This window comes from Flavobacterium sp. (assembly GCF_052437795.1).
In the GTDB taxonomy this organism is placed as follows: domain Bacteria; phylum Bacteroidota; class Bacteroidia; order Flavobacteriales; family Flavobacteriaceae; genus Flavobacterium.
In genome coordinates, this window is sequence record NZ_JBQVPA010000006.1 from 128,157 (window position 1) to 149,529 (window position 21,373).

The 21,373-nt window shown below is 46.8% G+C and carries 19 protein-coding genes; 12 read left to right on the top strand and 7 right to left on the bottom strand.

What is annotated here, in order from left to right; all coding sequences use genetic code 11:
• The first annotated feature begins 41 nt into the window (after positions 1-41).
• From pdxA to accC, 6 genes are all read left to right on the top strand, one after another.
• Positions 42-1,106, top strand: coding sequence for a 4-hydroxythreonine-4-phosphate dehydrogenase PdxA (gene pdxA, locus ACT6R0_RS17305; protein ID WP_444655114.1), 1,065 nt, complete (start codon positions 42-44; stop codon positions 1,104-1,106).
• 102 nt (positions 1,107-1,208) lie between these two features.
• The gene (locus ACT6R0_RS17310) at positions 1,209-1,748 is read left to right on the top strand and encodes a YceD family protein (RefSeq protein ID WP_444655115.1); all 540 of its coding nucleotides are present in this window, start codon (positions 1,209-1,211) and stop codon (positions 1,746-1,748) included.
• A 13-nt stretch (positions 1,749-1,761) separates the two neighbouring features.
• A complete protein-coding gene (rpmF, locus tag ACT6R0_RS17315; RefSeq protein WP_108735870.1) occupies positions 1,762-1,956 on the top strand; it encodes a 50S ribosomal protein L32 in 195 nt (64 codons plus the stop codon).
• 161 nt (positions 1,957-2,117) lie between these two features.
• The gene (locus tag ACT6R0_RS17320) at positions 2,118-3,116 is read left to right on the top strand and encodes a beta-ketoacyl-ACP synthase III (RefSeq protein WP_444655116.1); all 999 of its coding nucleotides are present in this window, start codon (positions 2,118-2,120) and stop codon (positions 3,114-3,116) included.
• Between the two features lie 25 nt (positions 3,117-3,141).
• On the top strand, positions 3,142-3,627 hold the full coding sequence (gene accB, locus ACT6R0_RS17325; RefSeq protein ID WP_444655118.1) for an acetyl-CoA carboxylase biotin carboxyl carrier protein: 486 nt from the start codon (positions 3,142-3,144) through the stop codon (positions 3,625-3,627).
• 89 nt (positions 3,628-3,716) lie between these two features.
• Positions 3,717-5,063 carry an acetyl-CoA carboxylase biotin carboxylase subunit gene (accC, locus tag ACT6R0_RS17330; RefSeq protein ID WP_444655120.1) on the top strand — a complete coding sequence of 449 codons (1,347 nt, stop codon included), beginning with the start codon at positions 3,717-3,719 and terminating at the stop codon, positions 5,061-5,063.
• 26 nt (positions 5,064-5,089) lie between these two features.
• Here accC and ACT6R0_RS17335 read toward each other — a convergent pair whose 3' ends face one another.
• Entirely contained in the window at positions 5,090-5,476 is a 387-nt protein-coding gene (locus tag ACT6R0_RS17335) for a hypothetical protein (RefSeq protein WP_444655121.1), read from the bottom strand.
• A gap of 93 nt (positions 5,477-5,569) precedes the next feature.
• Between ACT6R0_RS17335 and ACT6R0_RS17340 the strand changes: the two genes are divergently transcribed.
• The 3 genes from ACT6R0_RS17340 (at position 5,570) to ACT6R0_RS17350 (ending at position 6,954) form a co-directional block, all read left to right on the top strand.
• Complete coding sequence (locus ACT6R0_RS17340) at positions 5,570-5,947, top strand: hypothetical protein (RefSeq protein ID WP_444655122.1); 378 nt, start codon at positions 5,570-5,572, stop codon at positions 5,945-5,947.
• Positions 5,948-5,960: 13 nt separating this feature from the next.
• Entirely contained in the window at positions 5,961-6,395 is a 435-nt protein-coding gene (locus ACT6R0_RS17345; RefSeq protein WP_444655123.1) for a hypothetical protein, read from the top strand.
• Positions 6,396-6,558: 163 nt separating this feature from the next.
• Positions 6,559-6,954 carry a hypothetical protein gene (locus ACT6R0_RS17350; protein ID WP_444655125.1) on the top strand — a complete coding sequence of 132 codons (396 nt, stop codon included), beginning with the start codon at positions 6,559-6,561 and terminating at the stop codon, positions 6,952-6,954.
• A gap of 51 nt (positions 6,955-7,005) precedes the next feature.
• On the opposite strand, the gene ACT6R0_RS17355 is transcribed toward ACT6R0_RS17350, so the two are convergent.
• The 5 genes from ACT6R0_RS17355 to ACT6R0_RS17375 all read right to left on the bottom strand — a co-directional run bounded on the left by ACT6R0_RS17355 (position 7,006) and on the right by ACT6R0_RS17375 (position 13,353).
• Complete coding sequence (locus tag ACT6R0_RS17355; RefSeq protein ID WP_444655126.1) at positions 7,006-8,205, bottom strand: aminopeptidase C; 1,200 nt, start codon at positions 8,203-8,205, stop codon at positions 7,006-7,008.
• A 76-nt stretch (positions 8,206-8,281) separates the two neighbouring features.
• Positions 8,282-10,183 carry a S9 family peptidase gene (locus tag ACT6R0_RS17360; RefSeq protein ID WP_444655127.1) on the bottom strand — a complete coding sequence of 634 codons (1,902 nt, stop codon included), beginning with the start codon at positions 10,181-10,183 and terminating at the stop codon, positions 8,282-8,284.
• 67 nt (positions 10,184-10,250) lie between these two features.
• A complete protein-coding gene (locus ACT6R0_RS17365) occupies positions 10,251-11,363 on the bottom strand; it encodes an NAD(P)/FAD-dependent oxidoreductase (RefSeq protein WP_444655171.1) in 1,113 nt (370 codons plus the stop codon).
• Position 11,364: 1 nt separating this feature from the next.
• On the bottom strand, positions 11,365-12,096 hold the full coding sequence (locus tag ACT6R0_RS17370; RefSeq protein ID WP_444655128.1) for a DedA family protein: 732 nt from the start codon (positions 12,094-12,096) through the stop codon (positions 11,365-11,367).
• A 24-nt stretch (positions 12,097-12,120) separates the two neighbouring features.
• On the bottom strand, positions 12,121-13,353 hold the full coding sequence (locus ACT6R0_RS17375) for a dicarboxylate/amino acid:cation symporter (protein WP_444655129.1): 1,233 nt from the start codon (positions 13,351-13,353) through the stop codon (positions 12,121-12,123).
• A gap of 253 nt (positions 13,354-13,606) precedes the next feature.
• Here ACT6R0_RS17375 and ACT6R0_RS17380 point away from each other — a divergent pair, with 253 nt between their 5' ends.
• The 3 genes from ACT6R0_RS17380 to ACT6R0_RS17390 all read left to right on the top strand — a co-directional run bounded on the left by ACT6R0_RS17380 (position 13,607) and on the right by ACT6R0_RS17390 (position 18,968).
• The gene (locus ACT6R0_RS17380; RefSeq protein WP_444655130.1) at positions 13,607-17,209 is read left to right on the top strand and encodes a GEVED domain-containing protein; all 3,603 of its coding nucleotides are present in this window, start codon (positions 13,607-13,609) and stop codon (positions 17,207-17,209) included.
• Between the two features lie 135 nt (positions 17,210-17,344).
• Positions 17,345-18,037, top strand: a complete 693-nt coding sequence (gene mtgA / locus ACT6R0_RS17385) for a monofunctional biosynthetic peptidoglycan transglycosylase (protein ID WP_444655131.1) — start codon at positions 17,345-17,347, stop codon at positions 18,035-18,037.
• Positions 18,027-18,968 (top strand): lipid A deacylase LpxR family protein, encoded by a 942-nt coding sequence (locus ACT6R0_RS17390; RefSeq protein WP_444655132.1) that lies wholly within the window; start codon positions 18,027-18,029, stop codon positions 18,966-18,968. The genes mtgA and ACT6R0_RS17390 overlap by 11 nt, the downstream gene beginning before the upstream one ends.
• A gap of 82 nt (positions 18,969-19,050) precedes the next feature.
• On the opposite strand, the gene ACT6R0_RS17395 is transcribed toward ACT6R0_RS17390, so the two are convergent.
• A complete protein-coding gene (locus ACT6R0_RS17395; protein ID WP_444655134.1) occupies positions 19,051-21,234 on the bottom strand; it encodes a prolyl oligopeptidase family serine peptidase in 2,184 nt (727 codons plus the stop codon).
• Positions 21,235-21,373 lie beyond the last annotated feature (139 nt).

Consider the following 21,373-nt stretch of genomic DNA (forward strand, 5'->3'; position numbering starts at 1 on the left):
TGCTAAATTTGTAGCTTCAAAATTACGCAATAATAAGCATCATGACAAAAAAGGCAGAGAATGTAATACTGGGCATATCCGTGGGCGACCTTAACGGCATCGGGGCCGAGGTGATCCTGAAAACTTTTGAGGACAGCCGAATGCTCGAGTTCTGTACCCCGGTGATCTTTGCCAATGTAAAAACCCTGTCTTTCGTAAAGAAAACCTTCGAATTTACCTGCAACCTGCACGGCATTGATAATTTGTCACAGCTGGTGATTGGTAAGATCAATGTGCTTAACGTTTGGAAAGAGCCTTTCAATATCGAGTTCGGCAAGAACGATGAAGCGGCCGGCCAGTATGCTATAAAGTCATTTACAGAGTCGGTGGCTGCATTAAAAGAAGGAACTATAGATGTGCTGGTTACAGCACCCATCAATAAGTACAATATCCAATCGGAAGAGTTCAAATTCCCCGGTCACACCGACTATCTTGATCAGCAACTCGAAGGCGATGCATTGATGCTGATGGTGCAGGATAGCCTGCGCGTAGGATTGCTTACCGATCATATTCCGGTAAACGAGGTTTCGGCACACCTGACCGAAGAACTCATCCGTAAAAAGATACTGACCATCAATAGAACGTTGAAGCAGGATTTTGCAATTGGCAAGCCAAAGATCGCAATGCTGGGGGTAAATCCGCATAGTGGCGACAATGGTGTGATAGGCAGTGAGGATGATCAGGTAGTAAAGCCTGCGCTTAAGAAATTGTTTGAAGAAGGCGTGCATGTATTCGGGCCATTTTCTGCCGACAGCTTTTTTGGCAGTGGCCAATATGAAAAGTATGATGCCGTGATAGCAGCCTACCACGATCAGGGACTGATACCGTTCAAGACGCTTTCGTTCGGAAACGGCGTTAATTATACTGCGGGGCTGGAGGCGATACGCACCTCGCCAGATCACGGAACCGCCTATGAGATAGCGGGTAAGGGGCAGGCTGATCATAATTCGTTCAAAGAAGCGGTTTATCTGGCGCTCGATGTGTACCAGAATAGGGCGATTTACAAAGAAATTACAAAAAACCCTCTGAAGATCAGGGAAAAGCAGGAAGAAAAAAAATACGGTTAACAGTTTTGTGTTTGCAATAATTTTCTATCTTTGCACGCTCGAAATATGTTGTAATGAATGAGTTGCGGCATTTTAATCGAAAAAATATTTAAAACTGGCGAAATGAAAGCGAATAAAGAATTTTTAATCCCTTTCGTGGGGTTAAAGCAGGGGAAGCACCAGTTTGAGTTTGAAATAGATAAAAAGTTCTTTGAGGGCTTTGGTTTTGATGAATATAACAACGTCAATATTAAAGTTAGCCTGGTTTTGGAGAAAATGAGCACTATGCTTGAACTTAACTTTAAGCATAAGGGTACGGTAAATGTTCCGTGCGACATTACCAATGAAGATTTTGACCTTCCTGTAAAAGGGAAGCTCAGGCTGATCGTGAAATTTGGTGATGAGTTCAACAACGACAACGACGAGATACTGGTACTGCCGCATGGCGAATACCAGGTAGACGTATCACAATACATCTATGAATCGATCGTACTTTCGGTCCCTTCAAAGCGGGTGCATCCCGGAATAAAGGACGGTACGCTGGATACCGTGATATTAGACAAACTGAACGAGCTTGCTCCGAAAGAAAAAGTAAAGAAAGAAGAACAAAAAGAGAATACCGATCCCCGTTGGGACGAATTAAAAAAACTGTTAAACGGATAAAATAATATAGAAAATGGCACATCCTAAGAGAAAGACCTCGAAAACAAGAAGAGATAAGAGAAGGACACATTATAAAGCTTCTGTACCACAGATCGCTACATGCCCAATTACAGGCGAGGCGCATTTGTACCACAGGGCTTACTGGCATGAAGGCAAAATGTACTACAGGGGCCAGGTAGTTATCGACAAACAGGAAGCGGTTGCTTAATTGCTTAAAGATACATGGGTAAAACTCTCACAATGTGGGAGTTTTTTTGTTAACGACCATTTATTTATCATTAAGCCGGCTTTCGTAAGGCCGATTTGTAATTTTTTTTGTAATTTCAACCACTTTTCAAATTCCCTAAACCGATTTGAAAGATCTATCCTATGAGTAAAATAACAGCCGCCATTACCGCGACAGGTGCTTATGTGCCTGATTTTGTGTTATCGAACAAGCTGCTCGAAACAATGGTAGACACCAATGACGAATGGATCACGAGCCGTACCGGTATCAAAGAAAGGCGCATTCTGAAAGATAAAGATAAAGGGACATCCTTTTTAGCCATAAAAGCAGCCGAAGACCTGCTGAAAAAAAGCGGCACCAATCCGGAGGAGATCGATATGGTGCTTCTTGCTACCACGACCCCGGACATGCCCGTAGCCGCAACAGCTGTTTACGTAGCCACTCAAATAGGGGCGGTAAATGCATTTGCCTACGACCTCCAGGCGGCCTGCTCGAGCTTCCTTTACGGAATGAGCACAGCAGCAGCCTACATACAGGCAGGACGTTACAAGAAAGTACTTGTAATCGGTGCCGATAAAATGTCATCCATCATTAACTATACCGACAGGGCTACCTGCATCATCTTTGGCGATGGCGCGGGCGCAGCGTTGTTCGAACCGAATGAAGAGGGCCTTGGCCTTCAGGACGAGATATTGAGGAGCGATGGCATTGGCCGTGAATACCTTAAGATCGCGGCAGGCGGATCATTGCTGCCGGCATCGCATGAAACGATCGATAATGGGCAGCATTATGTGTTCCAGGATGGCAAGACCGTTTTTAAATATGCGGTTTCCAATATGGCCGACATAAGCGAGAAGATCATGCAAAGAAACAACCTTACCAATGACGATGTTAACTGGCTGATATCGCACCAGGCGAACAGGAGGATCATCGATGCCACATCGTCACGCATGGGCCTTGACGAATCTAAAGTATTGGTAAACATCGAAAAATACGGCAACACTACCTCGGCTACATTGCCACTGTTGCTTAACGACTTTGAACACCTTTTCAAAAAAGGGGACAACCTTATATTCGCTTCCTTTGGGGGCGGGTTCACATGGGGTTCCATCTACCTTAAGTGGGCTTACGACAAAAAATAAACAACCTAAACAAAATTCGGAAATTATGGATATTAGAGAGATTCAAAACCTGATCAAGTTTGTGGCGAAATCCGGTGCTACAGAAGTTAAGCTGGAAATGGATGACTTCAAGATCACCATTAAAACTACAGATGCTGCTGCCTCTGAAGCTACTGCTTACGTTCAGCACATACCAATGGGCCAGCCGGTTGCCCAGGCGCCTGTTGCGCAAGCTGCTCCTGTGGCTGCTCCTGCCGCCCCGTCTGCACCAGCTGCTGATGACAATTCGAAATACATTACTATCAAGTCACCGATCATTGGTACGTTATACAGAAAGCCATCACCGGACAAGCCTGTTTTTGTTGAAGTAGGCAGCACGATCTCTAAAGGAGATGTGGTTTGTGTTATCGAGGCGATGAAGCTTTTCAACGAGATCGAATCGGAAATATCCGGCAAGATCGTGAAAGTACTGGTAGACGACGCGTCGCCGGTAGAGTTCGATCAGCCATTATTCCTTGTTGATCCGTCGTAATTATTTTAAATGTTGAATTTTAGATGCTGAATGTAATGGCATTTAAATGAATTTAAAATTTATCATTCAAAATTTAAAATAGAAAAACGATGTTCAAAAAGATATTAATTGCTAACAGGGGAGAGATCGCGCTACGCGTGATAAGGACCTGCAGGGAGATGGGCATTAAGACCGTAGCAGTATATTCTACTGCTGATGCGGAAAGCCTGCACGTAAAGTTCGCTGACGAAGCCGTTTGTATCGGCCCGCCGCCAAGCAACCTTTCCTACCTGAAAATACCAAATATTATTGCTGCTGCGGAAATTACCAACGCAGATGCCATACACCCGGGCTATGGGTTTTTGTCTGAAAACGCCAAGTTCTCAAAAATATGTGCCGAGCACGGTATCAAATTCATTGGGGCTTCGCCGGACATGATCGACAAAATGGGTGACAAGGCTACAGCCAAAGCTACCATGAAGGCAGCCGGCGTACCTTGTGTACCGGGATCGGATGGGCTTTTGGATTCGTATGAGCATGCTGAGAAGCTAGCCGGCGAATTCGGCTATCCTGTAATGCTTAAAGCTACTGCCGGTGGTGGTGGCAAAGGCATGCGTGCTGTGTGGAAGCAGGAAGAACTGCTAAAGGCATGGGAAAGCGCCAGGCAGGAAGCTGCAGCTTCTTTCGGTAACGATGGCATGTACATGGAAAAGCTTATCGAGGAGCCACGCCACATTGAGATACAGGTGGTAGGCGATTCCTTCGGTAAAGCGTGCCACCTTTCTGAAAGGGACTGTTCTGTACAGCGCCGCCACCAGAAACTTACCGAAGAGACACCATCGCCATTCATGACCGACGAGCTTCGTGAGAAAATGGGCGAGGCCGCTGTAAAAGCTGCTGAATTCATTAAATACGAAGGAGCCGGTACGGTAGAATTCCTGGTAGACAAGCACAGGAACTTTTACTTCATGGAAATGAACACCCGTATCCAGGTAGAGCACCCCATTACCGAACAGGTAATTGACTACGACCTGATACGTGAGCAGATACTTGTTGCCGCAGGTGTGCCTATTTCGGGCAAGAACTACCTTCCGCAGCTGCATTCTATCGAGTGCCGTATCAATGCTGAGGACCCGTATAACGACTTCAGGCCGTCTCCGGGTAAGATCACTACCCTGCACATGCCGGGCGGACACGGCGTAAGGCTTGACACCCACGTATATTCGGGCTATACCATTCCACCAAACTATGACTCGATGATCGCTAAGCTGATCACAACTGCGCAGACAAGGCAGGAGGCCATCAACAAGATGAAGCGTGCATTGGATGAGTTCGTTATCGAGGGTATCAAGACCACGATACCATTCCACAGGCAGCTGATGGATGAGCCGGATTATGTAGCCGGTAACTACACCACAAAATTCATGGAGTCTTTCCATATGAAAGAGCAACAATAATAAGGATCCCGCTTCGGCGGGATCTTTTATTTTGTAACGATCTGAATATATTGTCCAGTTACATTTTCAGCGATGTATATTGATGGCATTTCACCATCCTTTTTTACGTTCCAGATCTCTTCTTCATCACCGTTTTCGTTATGAATGCGATAACCACTCGTTTCGCCGCGGAACTTCCTTTCTTTCATGACGAACAGATATGTATTCCCTACCGCTACTTTTTTGAACGAATCATCCACATTAAGGCTGTCGTTTGTCCCGACGATCAGTTCTGTATCTTTTTCATTCGCTATCAGGTACAAAGGGTCAGCATCGGTTTCATAAATTTTGATGACAGTATAAATATCCCTTACTTCTTCATTTGAAGAAAAATTCAATAGTAGAAAAGTTAATAGTGTGACAAATAGCTTCATAATTATTTGCAGGTTGAACCGTTATAATTTCGGGATGTGTATTTTTATTTTATATATCTTGCACTTGATCATTAACGATAAAAATAAACAATTATGATGAAGACTTTCAAACCTGCATTCAGGTTATTTGCAGGCGCCGTACTGCTTTTAACAATGTCGGCCACTACATTGTATGCTCAGGAGAAGGACAGGGCCGGAGAAGGCGCTAAAGCAGTTACTACAGAGATGAAAACACAGCTTTCGCTAAATGATGGACAGTATGCCAAAGTAATGGACATCAACAAAACATTCCTGCAAAAAGCAGCAGAGGCAGAAAAGGTGGCCAATGCCACTGATAAGGCTAAAAAACTAAAAACGCTGACTGATGACAGGGATGCAAAGCTAAAGTCGGTGCTTAATGAAACACAGTTTAAAACTTACCAGGCAGGAAGGGCAGGCAATGCTAAAAAGCTGAGGGCTTATTACCAATAATTAAAATACAGACATGAGAAAATTCATAAAGGCGATCGCAGTTTTGGCCATTATTTCAACAGCATCCTGTTCTGATGCACCGGTAGAAGTCACAGCTTCGGATATTTGTAACGAAGAGTATAAAGATGCTCTGGTAACTACAGAGGGTATTGTGCGCCTGCCAAATAATTTTTACACAACCGGCGGAACGGTAACCATGGTTTTAGAAGCTCCTGCAGGAAAATACAGGCTGCCTAAGATCGCTATACTGACGTGGAATAAAGACAATGAGAAAAAGAACATGATGGAACCTCTTAAAAACGGTTTTTCTGACGATGACGTTAAGATATACGATGATAAGGGGCAGGCGGTAAAACTGGGTGACAAGATACGCGTTACCGGCAAAGTGAGTGGCGCAGCCAAAGATTGGTGCGACATTTTTGTCGATAAGATAGAAAAGGTCAATTAGTCGTAAACATACCATCCCGCTTCGGCGGGATTTTTTATACATGTCTGTGAAACAGCGTAATATTTCAATTATTTAAAATTTAGCATCTGGAAATACCTTAACTTTAACTTAACAAAAGGTTAAACAATACTTAAATTTTTAAGATTTATATTACATTTGCGGCATGGAAGATACCCCGATTTTTTCCAATACTTGTGGGATGATATTCAGTGACCGGGTGGTTTTTGCTTTTGACAACGGTGAGAAGCAGATCGCCATTCCGAAGATCAAAGCGGCAGACTTTAGAAGTAGAGTTACGCCTAGATCGATATTGCTACTATTTCTCCCGCTTGCTATTGCAGCGTTAATGGACCTTAGAGGAAATTTTCATAATTTTCACAGAGCCGCCGGTTATGGAATAGCTATAGCCCTGACTTTGCTTGCTATATATAATATAGAAAGGAAATACAGAATTACAATTGAAACGGAAAAAGGCTTGCTGAGCATTACAGTTTCTAAAAATAACAGGAAAGATGCCCGGAATTTTGTGAATAAGCTTAAGGAGGCCGCAAAGGTTTAAAAAACAAAACCCGAAGTAACAACTTCGGGTTTTGTTTTTATAGGCATCAAATTATTTAATGTCCATCTTTTTTGCGAGTTCTTTTGGTATGCCGCCTTTATTAAGCAGGATAGCCGTAGTTTTATACTTCACGAAGTTCTTGCTCATGTACATGTAACCTTTGTAGTCATTGGTAGCGCCCCATGAATTCTTTATGATGTAGTATTCTTTGCCATTTTGGTCTTTAGTAAGGCCAACAATGTGCATACCGTGGTCGTCCTGTGTCTGGTAGTTGTCAAATGCGATCTGGCGCATATCTTCAGTGATCTCCATTTCAGCCTGCGGGCCTTTAAAAATGTTCTCTTTTTCCTCAGCAGTCATATCCGCAAAGTTCTTGGAAGGGATGTATGCCACACCATTTTTCCAGCTAAAGCCTTTCTCGCTAACGTCGCCTGCCCAGCCTACAGTGTAGCCTGTTTTAAGTGCGTTGTCGATGATGGCTGTCAGGTCGTTCATCTTTACGTTGTATACCATATCCAGCGACCAGTTGTCCGGCACCATAAGTACGAACTTAGAATAATACGGGTGCTCTTTGAACGAAGATATCTCTACATATTCATCCGGGTTAATGCCTACCACCTCTTTAGCAAAAGTCTGTGGGGTATATTTTTTGCCTTTATAGTCAAAGCTTTGCGGCACTTCGCCAAGGTAGCTGTCAAGAACAGCAGTGTATGCCTTGACCCAGTTTGGCGAAAGCTCACCGTTCGGGTTCTTCACCGCGGCTTCAAGAACGCCTTGCGCCATAGCCTGCATCTCTCCGAATTTATTGTTCGATGTGCCATAGTTAAGTCCGGTGTAGGCACTTTGCGGAAGCGCGCCGTACTTGCGGTACATGTTGATCACGTCGTGCAGCGCACCACCATCGCCTAATGTAATGGCGCCGTGCATCTTTACGTAGTTCTTTCCTTTTTCAACATAAGCGTTACGTGCGGTATATACCTGAGATATCTCGATAGGCTGCTTGCCCATGCGTATCATCTCCGATTCCAGGAACGAGTTGGCTGAATAACTCCAGCACGTACCCGATGATCCCTGGTTCTTTACCGGTGTATTTTCGATATTGATGACATCTGTGAATTTAAATGCTTCAGCGCTGTTGGCGCTCTGGTTGTTCTTGAGCGAGTTAACCAGGTAATCCTGCGCAAAGCCCGCCTGCATTCCCGCTACGAGCAGTGTTGCTGCTAAAAACGGTTTTACTGAAAAGTTGTACATAGTTTTTATTTGTTTAATTACAGTCAAGGCGCTAAAGTACAGAAAATTTACAAAACCTTAACTTTTAATGAATATTCTACAAAGTTTCCCTGAGCCATTTGAAGAACTCATTTTGCCAAACGAGCGCATTTTGCGGCTTGAGCACCCAGTGGTTTTCATCAGGGAACAGGATAAAGCGGCTCTTGATGCCCTGCAATTGCGCTGCCTGGAAAGCCTCCTGGCCCTGCCCGATAGGCACACGGTAATCTTTACCGCCCTGGATAATTAGTATGGGAGTATTCCATTTTGTTACCATATTGATGGGATTAAATTCGCCGTAGCTTTTTTGGGCCACTGCATTTTCCTTTTCCCAGTAAGCCCCGCCTGCATCCCAGTTGTTGAAGAACACTTCCTCGGTAGTACCGTACATGCTTTGCAGGTTGAATACCCCGCAGTGCGAAATAAACGTTTTAAAGCGGTTATTGTGTATCCCGGCAAGGTAGAACACCGAATAGCCGCCGTAGCTTGCGCCAACGGCTCCTAAACGCGCCTTATCCACATATGGTTCCCTGGCCACATCGTCAATCGCGGAAAGGTAATCGTTCATTACCTGCCCACCCCAGTCCTTACTGATGGCTTCATTCCATTCTACGCCATGGCCCGGCATTCCGCGACGGTTTGGTGCAACTACGATATAACCCTGTGCCGCCATCACCTGGAAATTCCAACGGTAGGAATAGAACTGCGTTAGTGCACTCTGTGGTCCGCCCTGGCAGTATAATATCGCTGGGTATTTCTTTTTAGCGTCAAAATCGGGCGGCAATATGACCCATACCAGCATTTTTTTGCCATCGGTAGTGGTTACATAGCGCTTTTCGGTTTTGCTCATTTTTATGCCCGAGTAAAACTTGTCATTCACTTTAGACAGCTGTGTCCACACTTTTTTCTTCGGTTCATAGCTGTATATTTCCGACGCGTGATTCATGTCGGCCCTTTCCAGGATTATTTTCCCGTCTGCAAAGTCTACCACATTGTTCACATCGAAATAGCCATCGGTCACCTGGGTAACCTTAACGGCAATCTTGGTCAGTCCCGGGAAGTTCACTTCGAACAGTTGCTTGGTGCCATCTACCGCGGCGAGAAAATATACTTTTTTGCCATCGGTGCTCCACGTGAAGCTGTCTACGGTGCCATCCCATCCGGCAGTCAGGTTAATATCCATGCCCTTATGGCGTACAATGATGTCATTCTTGTCGGCCTCATAGCCGTCGCGCTTCATCTGCAGCCAGGTAAGGTCGCCGTTCGGCGAAAAGGCAGGATTGGTATCATACCCCGGATTGTTTGGCGTGAGGTTTTTCGTCTGTTTTGTGGCAAGGTCATACTGGTATAGGTCGGTATTAGTGCTTGTGGCATATTCCGTCCCTGCCTTTTTCTTGGCTACATAAATGATGCTTTTACCATCTGGCGACCATGTATAGTCTTCCTCGCCGCCAAAAGGTTTTTGAGGGGAATCATACGGCTCGTCTGGCATGATGTCGATAAACCCATCCTTATTATCCACAGGCGAGTAGCCTACGTGGTTGTGCGTTCCGTCATTCCATGTATCCCAGTGGCGGTAGTCCAGGCCGTTGTACACCTGTACGGTCGATTTGTCCAGCTGGGGGTAAAAATCCGAACCGTTCACTTTCTCAACTTTTATTTCTTTCGATGAAAGTGAAAATTTGCCATCCGGAGAAAGGGATTTGTCTTTCAGTAGTTCCTTATAATCCTTTACTTCCACGGCATTGCCGCCGTTTACCGGAATGGTGTAGAACTTTGAATCGGATTTATTTTCGGCAAGATTGGGTGTTGCTACTTTATAAACAATGCTTTTGCCGTCTTTCGTAATGCCCAGGGCGCTTACCCTGCCCACTTTCCAGAGCAGTTCGGGCGTCATGTGCTGTTGTGCCGAAGCCGATAATCCCATGATGCTGATGGTTAGTAATAAAATTTTTTTCATGATATGATTTGGTTACATAAAGTTTACCAAAATTAAACTTTTGGCTGGTAATTGGAATAAGTGAGGCCTATATTAAATCCGCCAGCTCCATGCCCACTATGCTGCCTATCGCAACACCCATGCCGCCCAGCCTTACGCCGCAATATACATGGTCAGATAATTGCTGAACAATTGGGTTCTTCTGGCTGCCCATGCCCATAATACCGCTCCAGCGATGGTCGATTTTAAAGTCGGTATTTGTGAGTATCACATCGCGAAGCATTTTATCTAATTGATTCTGGATAAGTTCCGTCTGTGCGAATTCGGTCGTGGTCTCGCCCTCAAAGTCGAGGTTTCGCCCGCCCCCGAAAAGGATCCGGTTGTTGATATTCCGGAAATAATAATAGCCACGGTCAATATGGAATGTGCCCCGTATGTCAAGATTGGGTATTGGTTTGGTAATAAGCACCTGTGCCCGTGCGGGTGTAACGGCGCCTTTGGTAATGCCGCCTGCAAAGCCGTTAGTAGCAAATAGCAGTTTTTTTGTGGTAAAGCTGAAATCGCCAAGCCCTACAAAGACGCCATCCTGACTTTCGTGGTAGGAGGTAACGGTTTGCGAGTTGAGTATAAGGATATTTTGTGCTACGGCTTCCTTAAGGAGTGCCTGCATCATAAGGCCGGTATCAATCTGGCCTTCGAACGGATTGAATATGAGGTATTCCTGAATTCCCTTAAAATCGAAGCGGTCAACCTCCTTAGCAAACACATCGGCTTTAAAAAGCGGCCTCAGCACCTCATTCGCAAAAGGCATCCTACGCAGGCAATCTTCATATCCCGCTGCATCATCTTTTAGGAAAAGCTCATAACCGCCATAGGGTTTAAAATCAATCACAGTATCGCCGAGCCTTTTACGAAGTAATTGTAATCCCTGCCACCTTTTTTGTATGAGGGAGATAACTTCCTCTTCGGTATGGTTATTCAGGTCGGAAATAATTTCTGACAGGCTGCCAAAACATGCGAAGCCGGCATTTTTGGTGCTCGCTCCCTGTGGCAAAGGCCCTTTTTCTATGATGAGTATCTTGCTGTTGGGAAAACGTTCACGCAGTCTTAGCGCAGTGTGCAGGCCTACGATACCGCTACCCACAATGGTGTAGTCAACATTCGTAAACCAGTGCTCGATCTCCCAATAGCTAAGCTGCACCTTATTTAGGCATGATGTTGGTCTCATCATCGGTAGCTTCTTCTACAGCCTCCTGCTCAGTTACCTTGTTGCCTTTTATGGCGTTAAGAACCAATGGCACGGTAGTTACAAGAACGATAATGATGATGATGTACTCAATATACGACTTAAGGTCGATATTCCACCAGCTAAGGAAAAGCTCCTGCAGGTAATGCCCGGCAAATATCAGTGTAAAGGCCCAAAGTACAGAGCTGACGATGTTGAATAGCATGAATTTTTTCTTTTCCATGCCTACAACGCCTGCAATGATAGGGGCGAATGTCCTGATCACCGGAAGGAAACGTGCAAAAATGATGGCCCTGCCGCCGTGTTTTTCAAAGAATTCCTGCGACTGGATGAGGTATTTTTTCTTGAACCAGAATGAATCTTTTTTCTTGTAAAGGTACGTGCCGCTTTTTGAGCCGAACCAATATCCAAAAGTGTTGCCTACGATACCGGCAAGGGCAACGAATACAGAAAGCACCGTTACGTTAAGGAAATCGCTGTCCATAGGCATGACCGTTGCCATAAGCTCATTGCTGTAAATGCCCGCAAGGAACAAAAGGCTGTCGCCCGGAAGGAAGAAGCCTGCAAAAAGGCCGGTCTCGGCAAAAACGATAAACAGAACAACGTAGATGCCTACGGGCACGCCGCCAATTTGGAGGTTAATATAAAACTCAGGGTTTAAAAGTTGCGTCCAGTGAAAACTGTCCATAAATTATGTGTGTTTGATGATTGATTATGTATTTTTTGCTTCCCATTTGTCCACCGCGCTTGTAGCCAGTGCGTTGCCCAATACGTTGGTCATGCTTCGTGCCATGTCGCAAAAATGGTCGATCGGCAGTATCAGCGCGATGCCCTCCGGTGGTATGCCGAACATGGCGCATGTGGCTACCACAACGATCAGCGATGCCCTAGGTACGCCTGCAACGCCTTTGCTGGTAAGCATCAGCACGAGGAGCATTAGCAATTGTTTTTCGATGGGCATGTCGATGCCGTATACCTGCGCGATGAAAAGGCTCGCAAAGGTCATGTACATCATGCTGCCGTCGAGATTGAACGAATATCCTAACGGTAAAGTGAACGAAACTATTTTAGGGTCACACCCAAATCGTTCCAGTTCTTCGGTAAGTTTCGGGAAAACGGCCTCGCTGCTGGTAGTCGAAAAGGCAATAAGCAGCGGGCTGGCAAGCCTTTTCAGCAATGTCCAGAGCCTGTTGCCAAGTACCAGGTAGCCTACTCCAAGAAGTAGTACCCATAACATCAGTATTCCAAAGGCAAAGGCGGCAAGGTAGTTGGCATATAGCTTCCAGATGTCGAACCCATATACTGCAACTGCGGCCGCAACTGCTCCAAACACCCCAAATGGCGCTACCCACATAATGTAGCCTACCATTTTCAGGATGGCGTGCGCAACGGTGTCCAGGACTTTAATTACCGGCTTCGCGATCTCGCCAATGGATGAAAGCGCGATGCCGAAGAGTATGGAGAAGATCACGATCTGCAATATCTCATTGGTGGCCATGGCCTCTACAATGCTTTTCGGTACTACGTGGGTAATGAATTTTTCGAGTGAGAAAGCGTCGACATTCTGTACCAGTTCATCTGCCGAAGCGACACTTTCCATAGTTACGTCAGTGTCCTTGCCCGGTGCGAGCCAGTTTACCAGCACCATTCCCAGCAGTAGTGAAACCAGTGATGCCGAAAGGAACCACCCCATGGCTTTGGCGCCAACACGGCCTACCAGTTTCATATCTCCCATTTTGGCTATACCCACTACAAGTGTGGAAAACACCAACGGCGCGATGATCATTTGGACCAAGCGGATAAAGATAGTGCCAAGCAGCTTTATCCTGGTGGCAAACTCTTTAGCGTCCTCTTTAGGATAGCCCTTGTATATAAAATAGCCGAGGCCAACGCCTAAAACGAGGCCCGCAAGTATGGCTATGAATAGTTTAGTGTTGCTTTTCATCCTAAAATGGGGGGATTTTAAGTCCGTGAAATTACTGATATTTTTCCAATCCATTTCCAAGGTCGCCATTTTAACTGCCTTTTTAAAAATATATTACGGTTTTAACACATTATCTAACTATATGTTATTTTTAGATAATTATTTAATCTGTGATTATTTCGGTCTATTTTGATATAATCGTTATTTTATTAACAAATATTTTATTTTTTGTTTGTAAAATATTATACTTTTATGCCAACATGAAACTTTAAATATGAAGAACAAATTACTTATCATCGCATTGGCTGTTTCCGGCTTTGCATTTGCACAGGAGGGCAAATTATTCTGGAAAGCCACACCTGAAAGGAGCGGTATCCCAACAATTAAGAATAGGGAAGTGCTGCCTTCTAAACATTTATTCAACCTTGACATTCCTGCCATGAAGGCCGAGCTTGCCAAAGCGCCGCTAAGGGGGACCGTCAAATCGAACACTGTTATCATGTTCCCGAACGCTGAAGGTAGCCTTGAGCGATTCCGGATCGTTGAAGCCCCGGTCATGGATCCCGAGCTCGCTGCCCGCTATCCTGAAATTAGATCCTATGCGGGCCAGGGTATCGACGATCCCACCGCGGTGATACGCTTCAGTGTTTCGCCACTTGGCCTGCAGATGATGCTGTCAGCTGCCGACAGGCCTGCCATGTTCATCGAGCCGTACTCGGCCGACCTTAAAACCTACACGGTTTATAAGCGTACGCAAAAAGCGCAGCCATTTACCAAATTTGAATGTGAAGTTGTGGATCACGCCCAGCGCCAGATCGCTGCCGACCTTGAGGCGCGTCCTAATGCCGATGACGGGAAGCTGCGCACCTACCGTCTCGCCATGAGCGTAACCGGCGAATATACCTCCTATCACGGAGGCACGAAAGCCTTTGCCCTTGCTGCCATCAATGCGACTATGACCCGCGTGAACGGTGTGTTCGAAAAGGATTTTGGCGTAAATATGGTGCTGATATCCAATACGGATGCGGTGATCTATACCAGCGCATCTTCCGACCCATACGGAAGCAGCGATGCCAACTATAACAGCGAATTGCAGTCGACGCTCAGCAGTGTGCTTGGCAACTCCAGTTTCGATATCGGCCACCTCATGTCGGCTATTGGCAATAATGGCAATGCGGGCTGTATCGGTTGCGTATGCGCCAGCGGCAAGGGTAGCGGTTTCACTACCAGTACCGTGCCTGTGGGCGATAACTTTGATATCGACTTTGTGGCGCACGAAATGGGACACCAGTTTGGTGCAAACCATACCTTTACCTTTAGCAATGAAGGTACGGGTGTGCAAAATGAGCCGGGTAGCGGCACGACCATTATGGGGTACGCGGGTATTACCGGCGCTACAGATGTACAGCCGCACAGCGACCCGTTCTTCCATGCGGTGAGCATACAGCAGGTGACCAATTATGTAAAGACCACCAGCTGCCAAACCAATACCACGACCGGCAATGCCATACCTACAGCTAATGCCGGTGCGGACTATACCATACCGAAAGGCACGCCGTTCATGCTGACAGGCTCAGGCAGCGATGCTAACAACACGGGGCTCACCTATTGCTGGGAGCAGATGAACTCAGGTACGGTTTCTACGACCTATCCAAGTGTTTCGGCTACATCTGGGCCGGCGTTCCGCTCGTATGTGCCGTCAGCAGGCCCGAGCCGTGTTTTCCCACGGATGCAAACCATCAAGACCGGGGCTACTTCATGGCAATGGGAAGCTGTACCTAATGTAGCACGTACCATGAGCTTTAGGCTTACCTTACGCGATAACCACATTGGCGGCCCGGCTAACAATAGTGATGATATGGTTGTGACCGTAAACGGCACTGCAGGGCCGTTCACCGTAAGCGCACCGAATACCGCGGTTTCATGGGCTGCAGGCTCAACGCAAACCGTAACGTGGAATGTGGCGGGTACAACGGCAAACGGCGTAAATGCTGCCAATGTGGATATCCTGCTTTCTACCGATGGCGGCGATACCTACCCGATAACAATACTAAGCGGTACACCAAATGACGGCACGCAAGCCATCACGGTACCGAACAACCCGGGGACAACGAACCGGATCATGGTAAAAGGCTCGGGCCATATCTTCTTTGATATTTCGAATGCCAACTTTACCATTACAGGCGGTGGTGGCGATGTAACCCCGCCAAGCACCCCGCTTAACCTTACGGCTTCAGGCACAACACAAACGACAACCAACTTATCCTGGTCGGCTTCTACCGATAATATCGGTGTGACAGGTTATGATGTGTACCAGGGCACAACACTAAAAGCGAATGTAACCGGCACAACGTATACCGTAACTGGATTGACAGCTTCTACAGCCTACACTTTTTCGGTGAAAGCCAAAGACGCGGCAGGGAATGCATCGGCCTCGAGCAATACCGTGAATGTAACTACACTTGCCGTGGCCGCAGCCTATTGCGCATCGGCAGGGACTAATGTTTCCGACGAATACATCAGCCGCGTGCAGCTGGGCACTATCAATAATGCTTCTGCCGGAGGTGCAGGTGGGTATACGGACTTTACATCGGTTTCAACCAACCTTAGCAAAAGTACCGCCTATATTATTACTGTTACGCCAACGTGGAGCGGCACTGCCTACGCAGAAGGCTATGCGGTATGGGTCGACTACAACGGTGACAAGGATTTTGACGATGCAGGTGAATTGGTTTGGAGTAAGGCGGCCGCTACGGCAACTCCGGCCAGCGGAAGCTTTACCGTGCCGGCTACTGCCATTACAGGTGCGACAAGGATGAGGGTGTCAATGAAATACAACGGCGTGGCAACAGCGTGCGAAACGTTCTCCTACGGCGAGGTGGAAGATTATACCGTCAACATACAGGTTGCCACAGCCGATACCATCGCACCGACGGCACCAACACTTACAGCTTCGGGTACGACCCAAACCTCGACCAGCCTCGCATGGACCGGTGCTACAGATAATGTAGGTGTGACCGGGTATGATGTGTACCAGGGCTCGACAATGTTAACCAGCGTAACAGGGACTACTTATACCGTGACAGGGCTTACGGCTGCTACGGCCTATACCTTCTCTGTAAAAGCGAAAGATGCGGCAGGCAATATTTCTGCGTCAAGCAATGTGGTGAATGTAACGACGCTGAGCAATACCGTAACCTACTGTACCTCCAAGGGCAACAGCGTAGCTGATGAGTACATTAACAGGGTGCAGTTCGGTACCATCAACAACCTGTCGGGAGCCAATGCAGGGTATGGCAACTTTACATCGCTTTCCACTTCGGTAAGCAAGGGCACTGCCTACACCATTACCATTACACCTGCCTGGACGGGCAGCACCTACAGCGAAGGCTATGCGGTATGGATCGATTACAATGGCGATGGTGATCTCTCTGATCCGGGCGAACTGGTGTGGAGCAGGACGGCTTCGACAACTACGCCTGTGAGTGGTACATTTACTATTCCGGCATCGGCAACGAACGGTTCTACACGAATTAGGGTCTCGATGAAATACAATGCCGTGCCGACCGCCTGCGAAACCTTCTCGTATGGCGAGGTGGAAGATTATACGGTGATCATTGGTGGCTCGGCTAAAGATGGACGATCTTTGTCTGACGTGGCGATCTCCCTGTATCCTAACCCATCGGAAAGTGTACTGAACATTACCAATATTTCAGAAAAAGCAACGTATGTGATCTATACCATTTCGGGCCAGCAGGCAGGAAAAGGCACTCCGATGAACGGTTCGGTAGATATATCGGGCCTTGCGGGAGGCAACTACCTGATCGAGGTCAATGATAATAGCACACGTACGATATTGCGTTTCATCAAAAAATGATCGTTCACTAACTTAGATCGCAAAACTGCCTCAGGAATGGGGCAGTTTTTTTATCTTTATAATTAGGGTTATTCTATTGCCCCAGATATTACGTGCTATAATAATTCGTAATTTCGCAGCCATAAACCCCTCAGTATGTTTCGCAAAATTTTCCGCTTCCTTTTCAAATTATGCCTTTGGTTCATCGTGTTGTCGGTTGGGTCGGTAGTGTTGTTCCGTTTTGTCCCGGTGCCGTTCACACCGCTGATGATGACGCGCGCCCTGGAACAGAAGTTTGACGGAAAGGAAATGACTTCCAGCCACGACTGGGTGCCGCTGGAGGAAATTTCGCCCAACCTTCAAAAGGCGGTCATTGCCAGTGAGGATGACAGGTTCCTGACACACCACGGTTTTAACTTCGAAGCCATGCAAAAGGCCTATGCCAACAATGAAAAGGGTAAAAAGTTAAAGGGTGGCAGTACCATATCGCAGCAAACGGCAAAAAATGTTTTCCTCTGGCAGGGCAGGAGTTATGTCCGCAAAGGGCTTGAAGCTTATTTTACCGTGCTCATAGAGCTGCTGTGGAGCAAGGAGCGCATTATGGAGGTGTACCTGAACAGCATAGAGATGGGGCCTTATGTATATGGCGCGCAGGCCGCCTCGCATCACTGGTACCACAAAGACGCCTCTAGGCTTACTAAAAATGAGGCCGCCGGTATTGCCGCTATCCTTCCTAACCCATATAAATTCAGGGCTACGCGCTCGTCCGGATATACCGAAAGGCGCAAGGGCAGGATCATTAAGCTGATGCGCTATGTTGACCTTGATGCACACCGCAATGAAAAATAGCCTTACCGCCACCATAACCTTGTTGTGCTGTGCTGTGGCATGGGCACAAAAGCCGGCAGAGATCGGCATAATTTCCGATAACGACCTGTATTCATCCCCAATAAACGACCAGTATTATACCAATGGGCTCGAATTCTTTTACCGGTATCTCGGAAAAAGGAGCGATGATAAGGTCGCAAAGAAAATTACTGAATTTCGCATAGGGCAATACATTTACAATCCGCAATCCGTCCGCGCAGGCGATATTAATGTAAACGACAGGCCGTTCGCAGGGTATCTTTTTGCTGAAGCGGGCATCAATACTTTTTATACGAATGAGAGCGTCCTCAAAATTAATTTGCAGGGTGGGGTAGTGGGGCCGGAGTCCTATGCTGAGGAATTCCAGGAAGGACTGCACAAGCTTTTTAGCTATCCTACTGTAAAAGGCTGGCAGTACCAGATCGTGACTACGCCTGTGGCGCAGCTTCAGGTAGTGTATTCGCATAAAGTACTCAGGGAAAAATACCATGAGAAAATTGATCTCCACCTTCAGGGGGAAATAAACGCCGGTACGATCTGGACGAGTGTTTGCGTTGGGCCGATGGCGCGCATCAGCCTGCGTGGCCTGCTGGTGCCCATGTACGATTCGGCATTGCACGGTGCCACATTGAGCCGCGACCGTGACTATAAAAAGCGCGACCTGTTCCTTTACCTGAATCCCACTGTGCAGTACATGAACCATGACGCCACCATTGAGGGCAGCCCCTTTAATGACGACAGCCCCGTAACCTTCCCGCTGATCCCTTTCCGCTTCAATGCCGATGCAGGCATTAAGTACCGCCGTGACCGGTGGAATTTCTCTTATTCCTTACATTACCGTGGCAAGGAACTTTCCAATAATGTGATCACCGGGTTTTATTATGGGTCGATACAGCTGGGGTATTTGTTGTAATATCTGCTTTAAGTAAAAGTTCTAAGCAAAACACCTTACAGGTTTTTAAACCTGTAAGGTGCGATGAAAAGTTGATCACTATCTAGCCCTTTTTATTCCTGATACTTTTATCCGAAGGGATGCGCCTTGCCGGTCTGCCTTTTCTGCCTTTCATTGCTTGCGGCTCTATTCCCATATTATAAAGCGTGAATGCCTGTATGTCGGTAAGCTCGGCAATTGTTTGTGCTACCGACTTACCTGCTCCATGGCCTGCGTTCACATCAATGCGGATGAGTGCCGGGGCAGAATTGGCAGTAGTGGCAGCCTGTAATGCGGCGGCGAACTTAAAGCTGTGCGCCGGTACCACCCTGTCGTCATGGTCACCTGTAGTGACCAGTGTCGCTGGGTATTTTGTGCCTGCCTTAATATTGTGAAGCGGCGAATAACCCTTCAGGTAATGGAACATTTCGGCATTATCGGCTGATGTACCGTAATCGTAAGCCCAGCCCGCACCCGATGTAAAGGTGTGGTAACGCAGCATGTCGAGTACGCCAACTGCCGGAAGCGCTACTTTAAATAGTTCAGGACGCTGTGCCATGGTCGCGCCAACAAGCAGTCCGCCATTGCTTCCTCCCCTTATGGAAAGGTAATTTGGTGAGGTGTAGTCATTTTTGATGAGATATTCGGCAGCAGCTATAAAATCATCAAACACATTCTGCTTCTGCAGTTTTGTCCCCGCATCATGCCACTTGCGGCCATATTCGCCGCCCCCGCGAAGGTTGGCTACAGCATAAATGCCTCCATTTTCCATCCACACCAGGTTGGCCACACTGAAAGCAGGGGTCAGGCTTATGTTGAAGCCGCCGTAGCCATAAAGCATGGTCGGATTGTGCTTGTTGCGCTTCAGGCCCTTTCTGTAGGTAATGATCATTGGTATCCTTATGCCGTCTTTGGAAGTGTAAAATACCTGCTCCGATACATAATCATCGCTGTTGAATTTAACATCGGGCTTTGAGTAAATAGTTGAAGATCCTGTAGATGTGTCGTACGAGTAAATGGTGCCGGGCACAATGTAGTTGGTAAAGGAGTAGTAGAGTATCTTTTCGTCAGGCCTGCCTTCAAATCCGGCTGCAGAACCCAATCCTGGCAGCTTTATCTCCCGCACCGGCTTGCCGTCATAGTTGTATTGAGTTACCACAGAAACCGCATCTTTAATGTATTTGGCAAAAATATACCCGCCACCCATTGAAGGGGAAAGCACATTTTTGCTTTCAGGTATAAGGTCTTTCCAATTGGCTTGCTGCGGGGCTTTGGCATCAACAACTACCACCTTGCCATTAGGCGCATTGTAGTTGGTATAGATGTATAGTTTGCCGTTGCGGTGGTCGAGCACCGAGCTGTCGTTGTTCATGTTGTCCACAAGGGTCACGATACCGCTTTTAGGATTCTTCAGGTCAAGTAAAAACAGTTCTTTGCCCGATGTTGAGTTGGCGGCCGTGATGATGAGGTAACTCCCGTCTTCGGTTACATAGCCGCCCACGTACCTGCGCTTTTGGCCTTCTCCAAAAATAACTTTATCACTGTTTTGCGGTGTGCCCAGTTTATGGTAGTACAGTTTATGGGTATCAGTCTTCGCCGAAAGCAGGCTGCCTTCGGGCTTTTCGTAAGTAGAATAATAAAAGCCGTCACTTCCGTTCCAGGATATGCTGCTGAACTTCACATTTTCAATAGTCTCGCCGGTAAGCTTTTTGGTAAGGGCATCCATCACGATTATCTTTCCCCAGTCGCTTCCGCCTTCAGAGATCATATAGGCTGCCAATTCACCTTTTTTGGTAAATTGTACCTGCGACAGCGATGTTGTGCCGTCCTTGGAGAAAGTATTCGGGTCAAGGAAAACTTCCTCTTTGCCGTTCTTATCCTTACGGTACAGTACCGACTGGTTTTGGAGGCCATTGTTCTTATAGTAATAGTAAATATCGCCTTCCCTGAAAGGTGCAGAGATCCTTTCATAGTTCCACAGCTTTTCCATGCGGGTTTTTATCGCATCGCGAAATGGGATCTTGTCGAGATAGCTAAAAGTGACCTTATTTTGTTCGGTTACCCATTTTGCGGTTTCGGCAGAGCGGTCGTCTTCCAGCCAACGGTACGGATCGGGAACATTAGTGCCAAAATAATCGTCGGTAACACTGCCCTTTTTAGTCTCGGGATATTGTATCGGGGGTTTGGATGTTTGTGCGTTCATAGTAAGGCCGAAGGCCGCCGCGAGCGCCACTACGGTGTTTTTCATTGTCAAATTGTTATATCTACAAAAATAACAATTTGAAGATACCCTGCAACAGGAAATGGAACTGCACAAGGAAGCCGCAAAGTGTTGCAAGACATAGCATTTATTTGGGGACATAAAAAGGGATAGCCTATATCTTCGG

Coding starts and splice junctions, on each gene's coding strand:
- pdxA (WP_444655114.1), top strand. CDS start 42: ATGACAAAAAAGGCAGAGAATGTAATACTGGGCATATCCGTGGGCGAC.
- ACT6R0_RS17310 (WP_444655115.1), top strand. CDS start 1,209: ATGAAAGCGAATAAAGAATTTTTAATCCCTTTCGTGGGGTTAAAGCAG.
- rpmF (WP_108735870.1), top strand. CDS start 1,762: ATGGCACATCCTAAGAGAAAGACCTCGAAAACAAGAAGAGATAAGAGA.
- ACT6R0_RS17320 (WP_444655116.1), top strand. CDS start 2,118: ATGAGTAAAATAACAGCCGCCATTACCGCGACAGGTGCTTATGTGCCT.
- accB (WP_444655118.1), top strand. CDS start 3,142: ATGGATATTAGAGAGATTCAAAACCTGATCAAGTTTGTGGCGAAATCC.
- accC (WP_444655120.1), top strand. CDS start 3,717: ATGTTCAAAAAGATATTAATTGCTAACAGGGGAGAGATCGCGCTACGC.
- ACT6R0_RS17335 (WP_444655121.1), bottom strand. CDS start 5,476: ATGAAGCTATTTGTCACACTATTAACTTTTCTACTATTGAATTTTTCT.
- ACT6R0_RS17340 (WP_444655122.1), top strand. CDS start 5,570: ATGATGAAGACTTTCAAACCTGCATTCAGGTTATTTGCAGGCGCCGTA.
- ACT6R0_RS17345 (WP_444655123.1), top strand. CDS start 5,961: ATGAGAAAATTCATAAAGGCGATCGCAGTTTTGGCCATTATTTCAACA.
- ACT6R0_RS17350 (WP_444655125.1), top strand. CDS start 6,559: ATGGAAGATACCCCGATTTTTTCCAATACTTGTGGGATGATATTCAGT.
- ACT6R0_RS17355 (WP_444655126.1), bottom strand. CDS start 8,205: ATGTACAACTTTTCAGTAAAACCGTTTTTAGCAGCAACACTGCTCGTA.
- ACT6R0_RS17360 (WP_444655127.1), bottom strand. CDS start 10,183: ATGAAAAAAATTTTATTACTAACCATCAGCATCATGGGATTATCGGCT.
- ACT6R0_RS17370 (WP_444655128.1), bottom strand. CDS start 12,096: ATGGACAGTTTTCACTGGACGCAACTTTTAAACCCTGAGTTTTATATT.
- ACT6R0_RS17375 (WP_444655129.1), bottom strand. CDS start 13,353: ATGAAAAGCAACACTAAACTATTCATAGCCATACTTGCGGGCCTCGTT.
- ACT6R0_RS17380 (WP_444655130.1), top strand. CDS start 13,607: ATGAAGAACAAATTACTTATCATCGCATTGGCTGTTTCCGGCTTTGCA.
- mtgA (WP_444655131.1), top strand. CDS start 17,345: ATGTTTCGCAAAATTTTCCGCTTCCTTTTCAAATTATGCCTTTGGTTC.
- ACT6R0_RS17390 (WP_444655132.1), top strand. CDS start 18,027: ATGAAAAATAGCCTTACCGCCACCATAACCTTGTTGTGCTGTGCTGTG.
- ACT6R0_RS17395 (WP_444655134.1), bottom strand. CDS start 21,234: ATGAAAAACACCGTAGTGGCGCTCGCGGCGGCCTTCGGCCTTACTATG.